The 16003-nt window shown below is 68.7% G+C and carries 13 protein-coding genes and 1 other RNA gene; 4 read left to right on the forward strand and 10 right to left on the reverse strand.

Annotated elements, in window-relative coordinates:
• Nucleotides 1-3 precede the first annotated feature (3 nt).
• Nucleotides 4-189: a hypothetical protein gene (locus ACSUZC_RS14690; protein WP_238419842.1), complete on the forward strand. Its 186-nt coding sequence runs from the start codon at nucleotides 4-6 to the stop codon at nucleotides 187-189.
• A 42-nt stretch (nucleotides 190-231) separates the two neighbouring features.
• Here the strand turns inward: ACSUZC_RS14690 and ACSUZC_RS14695 are convergent, their stop codons facing one another.
• The 4 genes from ACSUZC_RS14695 to glnA all read right to left on the reverse strand — a co-directional run bounded on the left by ACSUZC_RS14695 (nucleotide 232) and on the right by glnA (nucleotide 6383).
• A complete protein-coding gene (locus tag ACSUZC_RS14695; RefSeq protein ID WP_439029260.1) occupies nucleotides 232-909 on the reverse strand; it encodes a heme oxygenase (biliverdin-producing) in 678 nt (225 codons plus the stop codon).
• Entirely contained in the window at nucleotides 906-1856 is a 951-nt protein-coding gene (locus ACSUZC_RS14700; RefSeq protein ID WP_439029261.1) for an endonuclease/exonuclease/phosphatase family protein, read from the reverse strand. The genes ACSUZC_RS14695 and ACSUZC_RS14700 overlap by 4 nt, the downstream gene beginning before the upstream one ends.
• Before the next feature lie 71 nt (nucleotides 1857-1927).
• A complete protein-coding gene (locus ACSUZC_RS14705; protein WP_439029262.1) occupies nucleotides 1928-4975 on the reverse strand; it encodes a bifunctional [glutamine synthetase] adenylyltransferase/[glutamine synthetase]-adenylyl-L-tyrosine phosphorylase in 3048 nt (1015 codons plus the stop codon).
• A gap of 67 nt (nucleotides 4976-5042) precedes the next feature.
• Entirely contained in the window at nucleotides 5043-6383 is a 1341-nt protein-coding gene (glnA, locus tag ACSUZC_RS14710; protein WP_439029263.1) for a type I glutamate--ammonia ligase, read from the reverse strand.
• Between the two features lie 330 nt (nucleotides 6384-6713).
• Here glnA and panB point away from each other — a divergent pair, with 330 nt between their 5' ends.
• From panB to ACSUZC_RS14725, 3 genes are all read left to right on the forward strand, one after another.
• Nucleotides 6714-7559 carry a 3-methyl-2-oxobutanoate hydroxymethyltransferase gene (panB, locus tag ACSUZC_RS14715; RefSeq protein ID WP_439029264.1) on the forward strand — a complete coding sequence of 282 codons (846 nt, stop codon included), beginning with the start codon at nucleotides 6714-6716 and terminating at the stop codon, nucleotides 7557-7559.
• Nucleotides 7560-7648: 89 nt separating this feature from the next.
• The gene (gene pip / locus ACSUZC_RS14720; protein WP_439029265.1) at nucleotides 7649-8632 is read left to right on the forward strand and encodes a prolyl aminopeptidase; all 984 of its coding nucleotides are present in this window, start codon (nucleotides 7649-7651) and stop codon (nucleotides 8630-8632) included.
• Between the two features lie 112 nt (nucleotides 8633-8744).
• Nucleotides 8745-10238 carry a CYTH and CHAD domain-containing protein gene (locus ACSUZC_RS14725; protein ID WP_439029266.1) on the forward strand — a complete coding sequence of 498 codons (1494 nt, stop codon included), beginning with the start codon at nucleotides 8745-8747 and terminating at the stop codon, nucleotides 10236-10238.
• Here ACSUZC_RS14725 and ACSUZC_RS14730 read toward each other — a convergent pair whose 3' ends face one another.
• From ACSUZC_RS14730 to cobC, 6 genes are all read right to left on the reverse strand, one after another.
• On the reverse strand, nucleotides 10239-11660 hold the full coding sequence (locus tag ACSUZC_RS14730; protein WP_439029267.1) for an RNB domain-containing ribonuclease: 1422 nt from the start codon (nucleotides 11658-11660) through the stop codon (nucleotides 10239-10241).
• A gap of 68 nt (nucleotides 11661-11728) precedes the next feature.
• Nucleotides 11729-12145, reverse strand: an RNA gene (rnpB, locus tag ACSUZC_RS14735) — RNase P RNA component class A.
• A 67-nt stretch (nucleotides 12146-12212) separates the two neighbouring features.
• Nucleotides 12213-12908 (reverse strand): histidine phosphatase family protein, encoded by a 696-nt coding sequence (locus tag ACSUZC_RS14740; RefSeq protein ID WP_439029268.1) that lies wholly within the window; start codon nucleotides 12906-12908, stop codon nucleotides 12213-12215.
• Nucleotides 12909-12912: 4 nt separating this feature from the next.
• A complete protein-coding gene (locus ACSUZC_RS14745) occupies nucleotides 12913-13650 on the reverse strand; it encodes a zinc ribbon domain-containing protein (protein ID WP_439029269.1) in 738 nt (245 codons plus the stop codon).
• 80 nt (nucleotides 13651-13730) lie between these two features.
• Nucleotides 13731-14873 carry a Nif3-like dinuclear metal center hexameric protein gene (locus ACSUZC_RS14750; RefSeq protein WP_439029270.1) on the reverse strand — a complete coding sequence of 381 codons (1143 nt, stop codon included), beginning with the start codon at nucleotides 14871-14873 and terminating at the stop codon, nucleotides 13731-13733.
• Nucleotides 14851-15987 carry an Rv2231c family pyridoxal phosphate-dependent protein CobC gene (gene cobC / locus ACSUZC_RS14755; protein ID WP_439029271.1) on the reverse strand — a complete coding sequence of 379 codons (1137 nt, stop codon included), beginning with the start codon at nucleotides 15985-15987 and terminating at the stop codon, nucleotides 14851-14853. The genes ACSUZC_RS14750 and cobC overlap by 23 nt, the downstream gene beginning before the upstream one ends.
• Nucleotides 15988-16003: the final 16 nt, after the last annotated feature.

Below are 16003 nucleotides of genomic sequence, written 5' to 3' on the forward strand. Positions count from 1 at the left end.
CGCATGACCAGAGATGTGTATGTGGAAGACCTCGTACCGGGTGATCGCATCAGCCTCGAGGGCACTCCGCGCGTCGTCCGCACCACCACCCGGCTCGACGACAATCAGTTGCGGATCGAGCTCGTGAAGGGCCGGGACGACCTCGCCGAGGTCATCCTCGATCGCACCGTCAAGCTGCAGGTCAACTAGTCGTTGCACTGACACGAGACGCCGGGTGCACCCGGCGGGACCTCAGGCCGCCCGTGCGCCGTCCAGGTCGTCGAAGACCGCCTGATTGTGGTCGAACGCGGCGACCGCCTCGTCGATCATCCGCTCCACGGCCTCCTCGTCGAGCGGTAGCGCGTCCACGCGCGCCCGGTAGGCGTCCTTGTAGCGCTTGAGCTTGTCGATACCGTCGAAGGAGTAGAAGCTCAGTCCCGTGTTCTCGACGCCGTAGTGCTCCCGCATGCGATGGGCGACGACCTGTCCGCCACTGAGGTCGCCGAGATACCTCGTGTAGTGGTGTGCGACGTACCGCGCCGGGTCGGTGCGCGTGGATTCGATGGCCGCGACATAGCGCGCAACCGCCGGCAGCGGTGTCGCCGATCGCGGATCGATGCCGAACGAGGCGAGGTCGGCAGCAAGTCGCGGGACACGCAACAGCTTCTCGTCGAGCACCGCGTCGGCGACCGGGTGGCCCGCGAGTTGTGCGCCGACCTCCTCGAGCGCCTCGTAGACGAAGTAGAGCTGTACCGCGAGCCGCTGGTACTCGGAGGTGTCGAGTCGCCCCGACATGAGGTCGTCGATGAAGGGCGCGTGTTCTGCCCGTTCGTGTGCCGCCGCCGTCGCCGACCGGAGTCGGGCGGAGATGGTCGGCCGCTCGACATTGTGGCCTGCAGGTGGTGTGGCGTTCTGGGGTTCGGCGCTCATGATGCCACCAGTGTTACCACCAGTGTCCGATGATCGGAACCCGGCAGATGATGGGTGTCCATCGTCGTGGCCACGAATCCGCGCAGGATCACCCGGTCGATCGCGACGAGGGGACGGTTGCCCAGCCGTGAGTCGGTCGGGTAACTCGGCAGGAAGCCAGCACCGGCGACGTCGGTGCCGTCGACGAGCCCGTTGGTGAGGAGGTTGCGGTACTTCGCGTGATTCCACGTCGAGTTGTAGTCACCGACCGCGATGACGCGTCCCTGCGGCAGCTGTTCGAAATGCGCTGCAAGGGTGTCCATGTCCGCGAAATAACCGTCCTTGTCGCCCCATAGAGGCGCGGCCGGGTGCGCGGCGATCACCGCGGTGTCCGCGGCCCCCGGGAGGTCGGTGCGGGCCTGCAGGTTGTGCAGCACCGTGCCCGGGATGTTGTAGCGGTCGCGCAGTGGCTGTTTGCTGAACATCGCCGTGCCTGCCGCATAGGTGTACGGGATCGCGAACTCGTGGGGCAGCGACCGGCCGATTCCGCTGAGCCTCACCTTGTCCAGCGCCTCCGGGGTCACCTCCTGCAGGGAGACGAGGTCGGGATCGGCGTCGGCGACGATCTTCTCCAGCGCCGCGATGTCGGCGCCGCCGAAGAGCAGGTTGGCCGAGACCACCGTGAACCGCTCCCCTGCGGGCGCGTCCGCGCTGATGACGAGCGGCACCTGCGTGTAGGTGAGGGCACCGGCGGCGATGATCGCCGCGGCCAGCATGAACCAGCGTCGCAACGCCGCGAAGACGACGATCGCGAGTACGGCGGGGATGAGTGCGAACTGCACGGCACTCGTCAGGTACAGGGCGGCATCACCCCGTGAGGGGTAGTAATGCAGCCATACCCCCAGCAGCACACCGGCGAGCATCGCCCATCCCAGGACGTAGGCCGCCGCCCACAGAAATCTCGTCATCTCTCCCCCGTGTGCCCGTCTTCCCCGCTACCCCGACTTGCCGGCCGCCCCGCGTCGCCCCCGAGACGCGGTCAGGAGCCGAAGACCTTGAGCACCACGGCCTTCGCGCGCCGGGTGACCCTGAGGTAGTTCTCCAGGAACTCCTGGGCCTGGTCTTCCGGCCAGCCCGCGGCGAAGGCGATCTGACGCAGTTGGGTGCCCGGGCCGGGCAACTGGTCGATCGGCTTGCCGCGCACCAGGACCAGGGCGTTGCGTGCCTTGGTGGCGGTCATCCAGGCGTTCTTCAGCAGGGCGACGTCGTTCTCGGACAACAACTCTGCTGCACCGATCGCGTCGAGTGCCTCCAGGGTCGAGGTGTTGTGCAGGCTGCGGTACCGGTGTGCGTACCTGAGCTGCAGCAGTTGTACCGTCCACTCGATGTCGGCGAGTCCACCGCGGCCCAGTTTGGTGTGGGTCGCCGGGTCGGCGCCGCGTGGCAACCGCTCGGCGTCCACGCGCGCCTTGATCCGCCGGATCTCCTTGACGGCCTCGTTGCTGACGCCGCCCGCCGGATAGCGTACGTGGTCGATCATGTGCAGGAAGTCGATGCCGAGTGGTTCGTCGCCCGCGACCTGGTGCGCTCGGAGCAGTGCCTGGACCTCCCACGGCTGCGCCCACTGCGCGTAGTAGGCCGCATACGACGCGAGGGTGCGCACAATGGGTCCGTTCCGGCCCTCGGGACGCAGTCCGGTGTCGACCTCCAGCGGCGGATCCGCGCTCGGACTCCCGAGCATCGATCGCACGTTCTCGGCGATGGTCTGCGCCCATTTGAGGGCCTCGGACTCGTCGGATTCGCGATTGGGCTGACACACGAACATGACGTCGGCGTCGGAGCCGTAGCCGAGCTCGCCGCCGCCGAGACGCCCCATACCGATCACCGCGATACGCGCCGGCGCCCGACTGCCCCGGTCCCGCTCGGAGATGTTGATCGCCACCGTCAGCGCCGCGTTCAGCACCGCGGCCCACACGCTCGACAGCGCCTTGCACACCGCCGGGACATCCAGCAGTCCGAGCACGTCCGCCGACGCGATACGGACGAGTTCTGCCCGACGATGCGACCGGGCCACGGCCACAGCGCGTTTCATGTCGGTCTGGCGGACCGTCGACGCGATCAGTCCCTTCGCGACGTCCTCGGGCCGGACATTGCACAGCTTGGGGCCGTCGGGCCCGTCGGAGTACTGGTGGATCACCTCGGGCGACCGCATCAGCATGTTCGCGATGTACTCCGAGGTGCCGAGGACCTTCATCAGCCGTGCGGCCACCACGCCGTCGTCGCGCAGCAGACGCAGGAACCAGTCGGTGTCTTCCATGACGTCGCACAACCGGCGGTAGTTCAACAGTCCCGCATCGGGATCCGGCGTGTCCCCGATGTGTTCGAGCAGCTGCGGCAAGATGAGGAGCTGGATCTGGCCGCGACGCCCGGGCGCGTTCGACAGCGCCCGGATGTGACTCAGCGCGCGATCGGGTTTCGCATAACCCAGTGCGGCGAGACGCCTTTCGGCCGAGGTGTCGGTCAGGGTCAGCTCATCGGTCTTGAAACGGGTGACCGCTTCGAGCAGCGGACGGTAGAACAGCTTCTGGTGGAGCCGGCGCACCCGGAGACTCTGGTGTTTGATCTGTTCGCGCAACACCCCGGTGGCGTCGAGTTCGCCTTCACGCCGGATGTGCGCGGCGCGGGCGAGCCAGCGCAGTCCTTCGTGGTCATCGGGTTGCGGGAGCAGGTGGGTGCGCGACATCCGCTGCATCTGCAGACGATGCTCCAGCAGGCGCAGGAACTGGTACGACGCACTGAGGTTGGCGCCGTCGTCACGACCGACGTAACCGCCTGCGGTGAGCGCGGCCAGCGCATCGACCGTCGGCATCACCCGCAGGTGCTCGTCGACCCGACCGTGCACCATCTGCAGCAGCTGCACCGCGAACTCGACGTCTCGCAGACTCCCCTGTCCCAGTTTGAGATTGCGCTCGCGCTCGTCCTCGGGCACCAGCGATTCGACGCGGCGCCTCATCTTCTGGACCTCGGGCACGAAGTCGGGCCGTTCGGCGGCCTTCCAGACCATGGGCTTGACCGCCGCGATGTATTCGTCGGCGAGTTGCATGTCGCCGGTCATCGCACGCGCCTTGAGCAGCGCCTGGAACTCCCAGGTCTTCGCCCAACGCTCGTAATAGGCGACATGCGACTCGAGGGTGCGGGTCAGCGCGCCCGACTTGCCCTCGGGTCGCAGCGCGGCGTCCACCTCGAAGAAGGCGAGCGATCCGACCCTCATCATCTCGCCGGCGATGCGCGCGGCGGTGCCGTCGGCGGGATCACTGACGAAGATCACGTCGACGTCGCTGACGTAGTTCAGTTCGCGCGCACCGCATTTGCCCATCGCCACCACCGCGATGCGCACCGGGATGGGACCGTCGCCGCACACCTCGGCGAACGCGACCGCCAATGCGGCCGTCAGCGCGGCATCGGCCAGATCGGACAGGTAGGCCCCGACCTCGGGCAGCCACATGACCGGTTCGTCCTCGACGGTCGAGGCGACGTCGTGCGCCGCGAGCTGCAGGATGAGGTTCCGATACGCCAGGCGCAGCGCCACCACCGACTTCGGGCCGGTGAGCTTCGCGCGGTAGACCCGGTTGCCCTTCTCCTCTTCACCGGGGACGGCCTCGGCCTCGACGGCGGCCAGCATCAGACGGTCCACTTCCGTCCGGTCAGGCAACTCGTCGGCGAGCAGCAAGCGCCAGCTGGAGGGTTCGGCGACGAGGTGATCGGCGAGAGCGTCCGAGGACCCGATGACCCCGAACAACCGGCCACGGAAGGACCGTTCGGAGCGAAGCGCGGCGTCGATGTCCGACCACTCGTCGCCTGCGGCCCCGCGCAACCGCACGAGCGTACGCAACGCGAGATCGGCGTCCGGGGACCGGGACAGCGCCCACAACACGTCAACGGACTCAGGCGTGTTCCACCCCAGATCAGCCAGGTCCCTCGGGGCGGAGTCGTCGAGGAGACCCAGCCGACCCGCACTGGGGACCGCGCTGCGGCCGGATCGCGCCTGGGGTCCGGATCGCGCGGGGGGTCCCGATCGTGTTGTCACACCATAAAAGTAGCGACCGGGGCCACCGATTACGACACCGCGGTCCCCGATGAGCAGGGTGCGGGCGCTACAGCGGCAGGTAGTTCTGCAACTCGAACGGGGTGACGAGACTGCGGTAGTTCGTCCACTCGGTCCATTTGTTGCGCAAGAAGTAGTCGAACACGTGCTCGCCGAGCGCCTCGGCGACGAGCTCCGAGGTCTCCATCTCCTTGAGCGCGTCGGCCAGGCTGCCCGGGAGTTCCTTGTAGCCCATGGCCCGGCGCTCGGCGGGGGTGAGCGCCCAGACGTCGTCCTCGGCCTCGTCGGGCAGCTCGTAGTCCTCCGCGATGCCCTTGAGCCCCGCGGCGAGCAACACGGCGAAGGTGAGGTACGGGTTGCATGCCGAGTCCGGGCTGCGGACCTCGACGCGTCGCGACGAGGCCTTGTTCGGCGTGTAGAGCGGCAGCCGGATGAGAGCGGAACGGTTGGCGCCGCCCCAGGTGGCCGCGGTCGGGGCCTCGCCGCCGTGGATGAGTCGCTTGTAGCTGTTGACCCACTGGTTGGTGACAGCGCTGATCTCCGACGCGTGGTGCAGGATGCCGGCGATGAACTTCTTGCCCGTGGCCGACAGCTGCATCGGGTCGTCGGGGTTGTGGAAGGCGTTGATGTCACCCTCGAACAGGCTCAGGTGCGTGTGCATCGCCGACCCGGGATGCTCGCTGAAGGGCTTGGGCATGAAGGTCGCCCACACGCCTTCGTTGATCGCGACCTCCTTGATGAGGTAGCGGAAGGTCATGACGTTGTCGGCCATGGACAGCGCATCGGCGTAACGCAGGTCGATCTCCTGCTGCCCGGGGGCGCCTTCGTGGTGGGAGAACTCCACCGAGATGCCCATCGACTCCAACGCCTCGATGGCGTGGCGACGGAAGTTCGGGGCGGCGTCGTGGACTGCCTGGTCGAAGTACCCGCCGGAGTCGGCCGGCGTCGGCACCGAACCGTCGAGCGGTGCCTCCTTGAGGAGGAAGAACTCGATCTCGGGATGGACGTAGCAGCTGAAGCCGAGGTCGGCGGCCTTGTTCAGCTGGCGACGCAGCACGTGGCGCGAGTCGGCCCAGCTGGGGGTGCCGTCGGGCATCGCGATGTCGCAGAACATGCGTGCCGAATGGTGGCGGCCGGCTGACGTCGTCCAGGGCAGCACCTGGAAGGTCGACGGATCGGGCTTGGCGACGGTGTCGGCCTCCGACACCCGCGAGAACCCCTCGATCGCCGAGCCGTCGAATCCGATTCCCTCGGCGAAAGCACCTTCGAGTTCGGCCGGGGCGATCGCGACGGACTTGAGATAGCCCAGGACGTCGGTGAACCACAATCGAACGAACCGGATGTCGCGCTCTTCGAGGGTCCGCAGCACGAATTCCTTTTGGCGATCCATGGTCGCCGACCTTAGAAGTATGCTGTTAAATCCGTGTTACACGCGCGAGTCCAACTCGCTGTGCAGGCACTTTGCACAACCCGTCTCACCATCCGAGACAACGGACCATCCTTTGGGAACCCGTTCCGGTCGTGCCGCCGACCGCACGGGCCCGTCCACATTCGCACATCGACCGGCAGCACCCAACTCGCGCCTGTGACCAATTGCATAGCCACGCCCGGTCACAACGTCGTGGCGTGGTGAAATAATGGTTGACGTCCGTGTTCAACCCGGGTACCCGCCGCGTCGCTCTGCCGACCAGCCGGGACTCGAGGCAGAAAAGAGACAACGATGTCCGATTCCTCGGTTTATGGCGCACCCGCTTCCGGGCCGACCGCCAAGCGCCGCGTCACCCGCGTCCATCACCTCGCCCAGATGAAATCCGAGGGCGAGAAGTGGTCGATGCTCACCGCCTACGATTACTCGTCGGCCCGCATCTTCGATGCCGCCGAGATCCCGGTCCTTCTCGTCGGCGACTCCGCCGCGAACGTGGTCCTCGGCTACGACACGACGATCCCGGTCACCGTCGACGAGATGATCCCGCTCATCCGCGCCGTCGTACGCGGCGCACCCCACGCGCTGGTCGTCGCCGACATGCCGTTCGGCAGCTACGAGATCGGTCCCCAGCACGCACTGGAGAACGCCTTCCGGATCTTCAAGGAGACCGGCGCCCACGCGGTGAAGCTCGAAGGCGGCGAACGGGTGGCACCGCAGATCGCGGCGTTGACCGCGGCCGGCATCCCCGTCATGGCACACATCGGCTTCACTCCGCAGAGCGTCAACGGCCTCGGCGGATTCCGCGTACAGGGGCGCGGGGACGGGGCCGACCAGCTCGTCGCCGACGCCATCGCCGTCCAGGAGGCCGGGGCGTTCTCCGTCGTCATGGAGATGGTGCCCGCCGACCTCGCCGGACAGATCACGCGCAAGCTCACGATCCCCACGGTCGGCATCGGGGCGGGCAACGAGACCGACGCGCAGGTCCTGGTGTGGCAGGACATGGCCGGCCTCACCCACGGCAAAACCGCGAAGTTCGTGAAGCGCTTTGCCGACGTCGGCTCCGAATTGCGTTCGGCCGCCGAACAGTACGCCGACGAGGTGCGGCGTGGGGTCTTCCCGGGCCCCGAGCACAGCTACTGATCCGACGGCCGCCGAGCCGGTGATCGGACGGGTCCGAGAATGTGCCCGGCTCCCCGGTCACCGGCATCGGAACGCCTACGCTGGCCTGCATGCGGAACTTCTACCCGGAGATCGAGCCCTACGATTCGGGCCACCTCGACGTCGGTGACGGTCAACAGATCTACTGGGAGACATCCGGCAATCCCGATGGCAAGCCCGCGGTGTTCGTGCACGGCGGGCCCGGCGGCGGGACCGCACCGACACAACGCCGTTTCTTCGATCCGGCGAAGTACCGAATCGTCCTGTTCGACCAGCGCGGATGCGGGCAGTCCCGGCCGCACATCGCCGACGGCGCCGACCTGAGCGTGAACACCACCGCTCACCTCATCGCCGACATGGAGCGTCTCCGTACACATCTCGGCATCGACCGTTGGCAGGTCTTCGGCGGCTCCTGGGGTTCGACACTCGGCCTGGCGTACGCACAAACGCACCCCGACCGGGTCACCGAACTCGTCCTGCGCGGCATATTCCTGCTGCGGCGCAGCGAGATCGATTGGTACTACAACGGCGGTGCCGCCCACATCTATCCGGACCTGTGGGAGAGCTACCTCGAACCGATCCCCGAGTCCGAGCGCGATGGGGACCTCGTCGAGGCCTATCATCGCCTGCTCACGTCGGACGATCCCGCTGTCGCCGGCGCCGCCGCGCGGGCATGGACCGGGTGGGAGCAGGCCACCAGTTACCTGCTCCCGCGCCCGGATGAGAACACCGGCGCGGGCTCGGATTCCGCACCTGAGGTCGACGACGCCCACCGCTTCGACCTCGCGTTCGCCACCATCGAGAATCACTACTTCGTCCATCACGGCTTCCTCAACGACGGGCAACTGCTCGCCGACATCGGTGCGATCGCGCACATCCCCGGCGTGATCGTGCAGGGACGCTACGACGTGGTGTGTCCCACCCGCAGCGCGTGGGACCTCCACCGTGCGTGGCCGTCGGCCGAATTGCACATCGTCGCCGACGCCGGGCACGCGTCCTACGAACCGGGTATCCGGCACCACCTCATCGAGGCGACCGACCGCTTCGCGGGGTAGCCGCGCGCCCTGCGACACCTCGCCCGGCGGGCAACGCCTGCGGGTGTCGCGACCCGCACCGGCGCACGCTCACTAGACTCGACGGACAGGCGTCGAACTCCAGGAGGAACAGGTGGCCGCATCCGAGCAGCTCGAGGTGGAACTGAAGTTCGACGTGGACGCCGGGCACGTGGCCCCCGACCTGCGGACGCTGCCGGGTGTCGTCTCGGCGTCGGAGCCGCAGACGTTCGCGCTCGACGCCACTTACTTCGACACCGAGAACCTCGATCTCGCCGGCAACCGGATCACCATGCGCCGACGCACCGGTGGCACCGATCAGGGCTGGCATCTCAAGCGCCCCACCGACATTCCCGGCGCCCGTCGCGAGCTGCACGTGGGTTTCGACGAGGCCCCGGCCGACGGTGACGCCCCCGACGCCCTGGTCACACCGGTGCTCGCACTCACCCGCGAGCGCCCACTGATCCCGGTCGCGGTGATCTCGACCACGCGCACCGTCACGCGTCTGCTGGGCGCCGGCGACGAGCCCCTCGCCGAACTGGCCGAGGATCTCGTCACCGCTCAGTCGCTGCTCCCCGGCGGTCACTGCCGACAGTGGGCGGAGTGGGAATTCGAACTTCTCGCCGGAGGGACCGGCAAGCTGCTGAAGGCCGCCGACAAGGCGTTGCGTGCCGGTGGCGCCCGCGAGGCGTCGAGCGCTTCGAAACTCGCCCGCGCGATCGGCGCGACCCCCACGGTCCACGAGCCGAAGCTGTCCAAGCGGCCCACGGCACTCGAACTCGTCGTCACCGACATCGCGCTGCACCGCAACTCCCTGATCGCCTACGACCCCCTGGTGCGGATCGACGCCCCCGACGCCGTGCATCAGATGCGGGTCGCCTGCCGCCGCCTGCGCAGCATCCTGTCGGGATTCCCCACCGTCCTGGACGCGGAGCGGACTGCTCATGTCGCGGCCGAACTCAAACTGCTCGCCCAGATCTTGGGCGACGCACGCGATTCCGAGGTCCAACTGGAGATGAACCAGGCAGTTCTCCGCGGTGAGAACGCGTCTGCGGAACTGCTGGCCGAGCTCGCCGGCACCGAGGTCGTCGCCCACGACCGCGCACTGCGGGCCGCACATGCGGCGATGACCTCGAAGCGGTACTTCGCGCTGCTCGACAGCGTCGACGGTCTCATCGCTTCTCCCCCGCCCGGACCCGACGCCGACGTACCGGCGACGGTCATCGTCGACAAGGCGATCGCGCGGAGCCGCAAGCACATTCACAAGGCCCAAGACCGGCTCGCCGCGTTCGCCGAGGGTTCCGACGAGTGGGAAGAGCAGTTGCACACCATCCGCAAACGCGCGAAGCGCCTGCGGTACAGCATCGACGCGACCGAACCCCTCGGCAAGAAGAAGTACCGCGCGGTCGGTTCCGTGGCCAAGAAGATCCAGTCGGCCCTCGGCGACTTCAACGACACCCGGATCAACCGGACGCGCATCGCCGACATCGCCGCCACCGGAAAGCTCGGTGGCGCCGACATGTTCGTGCTCGGACGGGTCGACGCGCGGCTGGAGGCGGACGGGCATCGGGCCATCGCCGCCTACCGCAAGGTCGCCAAGGAGTTGTGATCAGCTCAGCGGCCGGAACTCCACCGAGCGGCTGACCTCGTCGGCCTTCACCAGTTCGACACCGATCCGGTCCCCGGGTCGAAGGTCGCCCACACATCGTGCGACGACGGGCGGGTCCGCGATGAAGATCTGCGCCGGTCTGCGCTCGCTGGCCGTCCTCATGACCACCGCGTCGAAACGCTCGCCGATCCGGTCCCGCAGGATCACGGCTTCGGCGAGGTCGACGCTCGCCCGATCCGCGGTCGCACCGAGAGAGTCCGCGGATCGGAGGATCTTCGGCAGCGTCGGAAGTGCGCGCATCACCCACTCCGGAGTCGGCGTACCGGCGGTGACCGCGAGGCACACCTCGGTCGCGAACCGGTCGCCGAGCCGGCGCAGCGGCGCCGTGACGTGCGCATAGAGTCCGCCGATGGCGGCGTGCCGCTTGCTGTCGTCATCGATGGCGGCGGCGGTGGCGGTTCCGTCGAGCGCGAGGTAGTCGGCGCCGCGCATCAGCCCGCCCGCCGCCGATTGCAGAGCGAGCGTGCTGGCCTCGTCTCCCGGCAGCCCGGCGAGGAAGCGCCCGACGGAGAGTCCGGCCGGCCACGGGATGCCGAGTGCTCCGGCGGTGGCCCGCAGCCCTTCGACGGCGCCGGTGTCGGCCGGCGGCAGTGTGCGGAGCAGGCCGACCCCGGCCTGGGCCATGATCGTCCCCGCGCAGCTGCCCGCGAGCAACGAGACCTGTGAGTTCCACATGTCGGCGGGGGTGTGCGGCTCGAGATCCAGACGCCAGCCACGCGCAGTGCGGGTGACCGTCTGGTCCGGCAGGTCGAGTTCGACGGCGCCGCGGTTCAGCGCGACCTCGTGACGCAACTCCCCGAAGGCCGGCAGCGACGCGATCGAGGGGTGCAGGCGTCCGGCTGCGGCATCTGCGGTGACCCCGGCGTAGTCCAGGCGGGCGACCGACCGGATACGGCTGCGCCGCACCAACACATCGGTCACCGAACCGTCGGCGGAGACTCCGATGGTCCACAGCACGCACGGTCGCACCTGTTCGGGCAGAAGCGATCCTGCTCCCTCCGACAACTCTCGGGGGTGCAGGGGCACGGAACCGTCCGGGAAGTACACCGTCGACCCGCGGCGGCGGCTCTCCTGGTCGAGCGCACCCTCGGGGACGACGAGGGCGGCGACGTCGGCGATCGCGTAGTCCACGACGAACCCGTCCCCGTCCGGGGTGATGCGCACCGCCTGGTCGAGGTCTTTCGACGACGGAGGGTCGATGGTGACGAACGGGAGATGAGTGTGGTCCTCGCGGGTGTCGGCGAAACGGTCGACCGCGGCGCGAGCTTCGGCCAGCGCGTCGTCGCCGTACTCCTCGTCCACGCCCAGTTCGTTGCGGATGCCGGCGAAGTCGATGTCGGGGGCGGAGAGGATGCGCTTCACCCCAGTGACACTAACGCGCGGCCGGCCCGGACCGGCGGGCGCGGAATCGCGCGGACCGAGCGATGGGGCGAACGAGCCGGCACATAAGCCGGATCCTGTACCCGCTCCGGCCTCGCGACCGGTACGGGTGGCGACCATCCATCTGGGCACACCGTCGCCGGGTACCTCGAGCGGCCCACCCGCGGACTGGGGCGAGCAGCCCTCATGACGTCCGCGCACACGCACCTCGCGGTGCGTGCTTCGGCCTTGCTCCGGGTGGGGTTTACCTAGCCGGCACGGTCACCCGTGCCGCTGGTGCGCTCTTACCGCACCGTTTCACCCTTACCGACCTCACGGCCGGCGGTCTGTTCTCTGTGGCACTGTCCCGCGGGTCACCCCGGGTTGCCGTTGACAACCACCCTGCTCTGCGGAGTCCGGACTTTCCTCGATGAACGGCGTGACGGGAGCCCGCCCGTTCCGCTCATCGCGGCCGCCCGGCCGACTCGTTCGCGCACTCAGGATACGCCGGAGCCCTTCGCGGGCCGCGGGCGGCAGGCGACGAGCAACCGCCTGTCAGGAGCGCCAGTGCGCGGCGTCGTTGACGAGCCGCACGACCGACCCACCATCGCCGAAGAATTCCGCGATGGACACCGACGCGAGATCCAGATGAAGACGGAACAATAATTCGGGTCCGACGCCCAGGGCATCACGCAACATCGACTTGATGGGTGTCACATGCGACACCAGCACGACCGTCTGGCCCGAATAGCGCTTCAGCAGTTCATTTTTCGTGTCGACTATCCGGTCGGCAACCTGCGCGAAGCTCTCCCCGCCGGGAGGGGGCAGGGTGATGTCGGACAGCCATGCGCGATGGGTCTCGGGGTCACGTGCCGCGGCTTCGGCGAACGTCAGCCCCTCCCACTCGCCGAAGTCGGTCTCGATGAGCCCGGCGTGTTCGACGATCTCCACACCCGTGCGCGCGGCGACTTCTTCGGCGGTGGATCGGGTCCGGCTCAGCGGCGAGGTGACGATGGCCGCGATCGAACCCTCGCGGGCGACCCTGTCGGCCGCGGCCCGCGCCTGGCGGCGTCCCTCCTCGGTGAGCTCGGGGTTGCCGCGGCCCGAGTAGCGCCGCTCCACCGACAACGCGGTCTGGCCGTGACGCAACAGGATGAACCGTGTCGGCGCCCCCTGCTGTCCCTGCCAGGACGGCGGTGTCGCGGCCGGACCCGGCGCCGCGTCGGTGCGCTCACTCGGCGTCGCCGTCACGCGGTCAGAGTCCCGATTCCGCGGTGCGCACGAGGACCGCCCCGCACTCCTCGCAGCGGATCACCTCGTCGGAGGCGGCGGCGGCGATCGTGGCGATGGTCCCGCGATCCAACTCCATCCGGCACGCGCCGCAGCGTCGGGCGCGCAGCAGTCCGGCACCGATGCGACCGTTGGCACGCTGCTTGTCGTACACCCCCAGCAGGGCCGGATCGATCTCGGCCACAAGAGACTCGCGGCGTTCCCGGGCGTGCGCGAGGTCGTCGTCGATGGTCACCAGCGACTTGTCCCGGCGGACCTGCGCCTCGGCGACCTTCTCCTCGAGGTGGCTGATGGTGGCGGCGGCGCGGGAGCGTTCCGCCTCGACCGCTTCCTGCTGCTCCATCAGCGTCAGCAACTCGTCTTCGAGCACCGAGCGGCGACGCCCGAGCCCGGCCAGCTCGTGCTGCAGCTCCGACAGGGCCTTCGGGGCCAGCCCGCCTCCGCTGAGCAGTGCCGAGTCCTTCGCCTCCCGGTTGGTCATCCCGGTGACCTCGGAGTCGATGCGGCGGTATTCGCGACCGAGGTCCTCGGCGGCTATCTCGGCGCGCACGAGGTCGTCCCGGGCGGCGTCGATCGCACTGTTGTGTTCGGCGATCTCGGCGTCCTCGGGCAAGGTCTTGCGTCGATGCGCGAGTCGATTGATCTCGGCATCGGAGTCCGCGAGATCGAGTAGCAGTCGTTGCACGGCGGCATCGACTTTCATTGCGGCCTCCTGTCTCTGAAGTCCCCCCACCGTACGCGGCGGGGTGGTGTGCACCGGCGGCGGCTCGGCTTTCGCAGGGCTCAGACCGAGCTGTGCAGAACGAACGGATCGGTGGGCTCGTCGAACACCGTGACCTCGATGCCGAGTTCGGCGTCGAGAAGTGCTGCCACCTGTGCGCACCAGGGGAACTCGGTCGCCCAGTGCCCGGCGTCGATCAGGGCCGGACCGCCGTCGCGGAGGCTCTCGTCGGCGGGGTGGTGCCGGAGGTCGGACGTCACATAGACGTCCACACCGAGACCGCCGACACGGCCGAGCAGCGAATCCCCGGCGCCCCCGCACACCGCGACGGTGCGCACCAGTGCGTCCGGGTCACCCGCCGCGCGGACACCCGCGGGGGTCCGCAGAACCCGCGCCGCCATGGCGGTGAAATCCCGCAGTGTCATCGGCTCGACAAGCGTCCCGACTCGTCCCAGGCCGACGTCGCTGCCGAACTCGGCCAGTTCGAACACGTCGAACGCCGGTTCCTCGTAAGGGTGGGAGTTGCGCAATGCGCGCAGCACCCCGGACCGTGACCCGCGGGTGGCGACCATCTCCACGCGCGCCTCGTCGACGTGCGTCCGCATGCCGACCTCGCCGATCGTCGGCGACGCCGACTCGCCCGCCTCGAACTGTCCCGTGCCGACGACCGTCCACGAACAGTCCCGGTAGTCGCCGATGGTCCCGGCACCGGCGGCGAACATCGCCTCGCTCACCTGCTCGACATTGCCCTCGGGCACCATCACCACCCATTTGTCCATCGGGTCAACCGGTTTGGGCTCGATCGGCACGGTGTCGAACACACCGAGACGGTCGGCGAGGGCGTCGGACACTCCGGGTCGCGCACTGTCGGCGTTGGTGTGGGCCGCGAGCAACGCGATCCCGGAACGGATCAGCCGGTGGACGATCCGCCCCTTGGCGGTGTCGGCAGCGAGCGTGGTCACCCCGCGGAGCAGGAGCGGGTGGTGGGCGACCACGATGCCGGCACCCGCCTCGATCGCCGCGTCGACCACCGCGTCGGTCACGTCGACACACGCGAGCACGCCGCGGGCCTGCTCGTCGCGATCGCCGCAGACCAGACCCACCGCATCCCACGACTCGGCGAGGGACGGCGGGTACGCCCGTTCCACGACGCCGACGACATCGCCGACGGTGACCTCGCGTTCAGACGGCGGGGGCGACTGCATCACCGATCTCCTCTCGAACCTGTTCGATCGCACGCGCGAGATCCTGGACCTGCGATCGGGGGCGGACCGCCAGCCGCAGGTGAGCGTCCCCGAGTCCGACGAAATTGGCGCAGCTGCGCACCGCGAAACCGTGTTCGACGAGCCTGCGCTTGACCTCCGTGGCGTTCGGCACCTCGACGAGGAGGAACGGCGCCGACGGTTCGGCTGCCGCCGTGAGTCCGATGCGGGCCAGCTCATCGACCATCGCGGTGCGCTCCGCCGCGACCGCCCGGGCCTGGTCCAGGCAGTATCGGTGCCCGGCATCGCCCAGGCATGCGGTCAGCGCCGCCAGCGCAGGTGTGGACAACGCCCAGGGGCGGCGTCCGGCGCGTAGGCGGGCGAGCAGCCCCGCCGGCCCCAACAGATAGCCGGCTCGGAGTCCGGCCAGTCCGAATGTCTTTGTCACGCTTCGGATCACCAACAGATCGGGCCAGTCCACCGAAGCGAGCGACTGCGGCTCGGGTGAACCGTCGGCGCCGAGGGTGAGATCGGCGAAGGCCTCGTCGACGACGATGATCCGGCCCGGCCTGCGCAATGCGTCAATGGCATCGACCGGGTGCAGCACCGACGTCGGGTTGGTGGGATTGCCGAGGATCACCAGATCGGCGTCCTCGGGCACACCCGATTCCGAGGGCGTGCCGAGTCGCCACGGTGCGGTCAGTACCACCTGCGTGATCGGCACACCGGCGGCTCGCAGGACGATCTCGGGTTCGGTGAACGACGGCTGGATCAGCGCCGCATGACGAATCCCCAGCCGTGGGAGCATCTCGAACCCGTCGGCGGCGCCCGACAGCAGCAGCACGTCGTCGGGGTGTCGGCCGTGGGCCGCGGCGACGGCGTCGACGGCACGCTGCTCATCGGCAGCGGTCGGATAGCGGGCGAGATCGTCGAGCCCGGCACGAACGGCCTCGAGTACGAACGGGGGTGGGGTGCCCCGCACGTTCACCGCGAAGTCGACGAGCCCCGGTGCGGCGTCGCTGTCGCCATGACGCTCCGGATCGGTGAGGTCGGCGCCGGAAGGGTTCACGTCGGCGGTGGTCACCGCGATATCGAGCGCGCCGTACCCAGCTGTCATGCCTTCCGACCTTACG

The organism is Gordonia terrae (genome assembly GCF_051789125.1).
GTDB classification, from domain to species: Bacteria; Actinomycetota; Actinomycetes; order Mycobacteriales; family Mycobacteriaceae; genus Gordonia; species Gordonia terrae_A.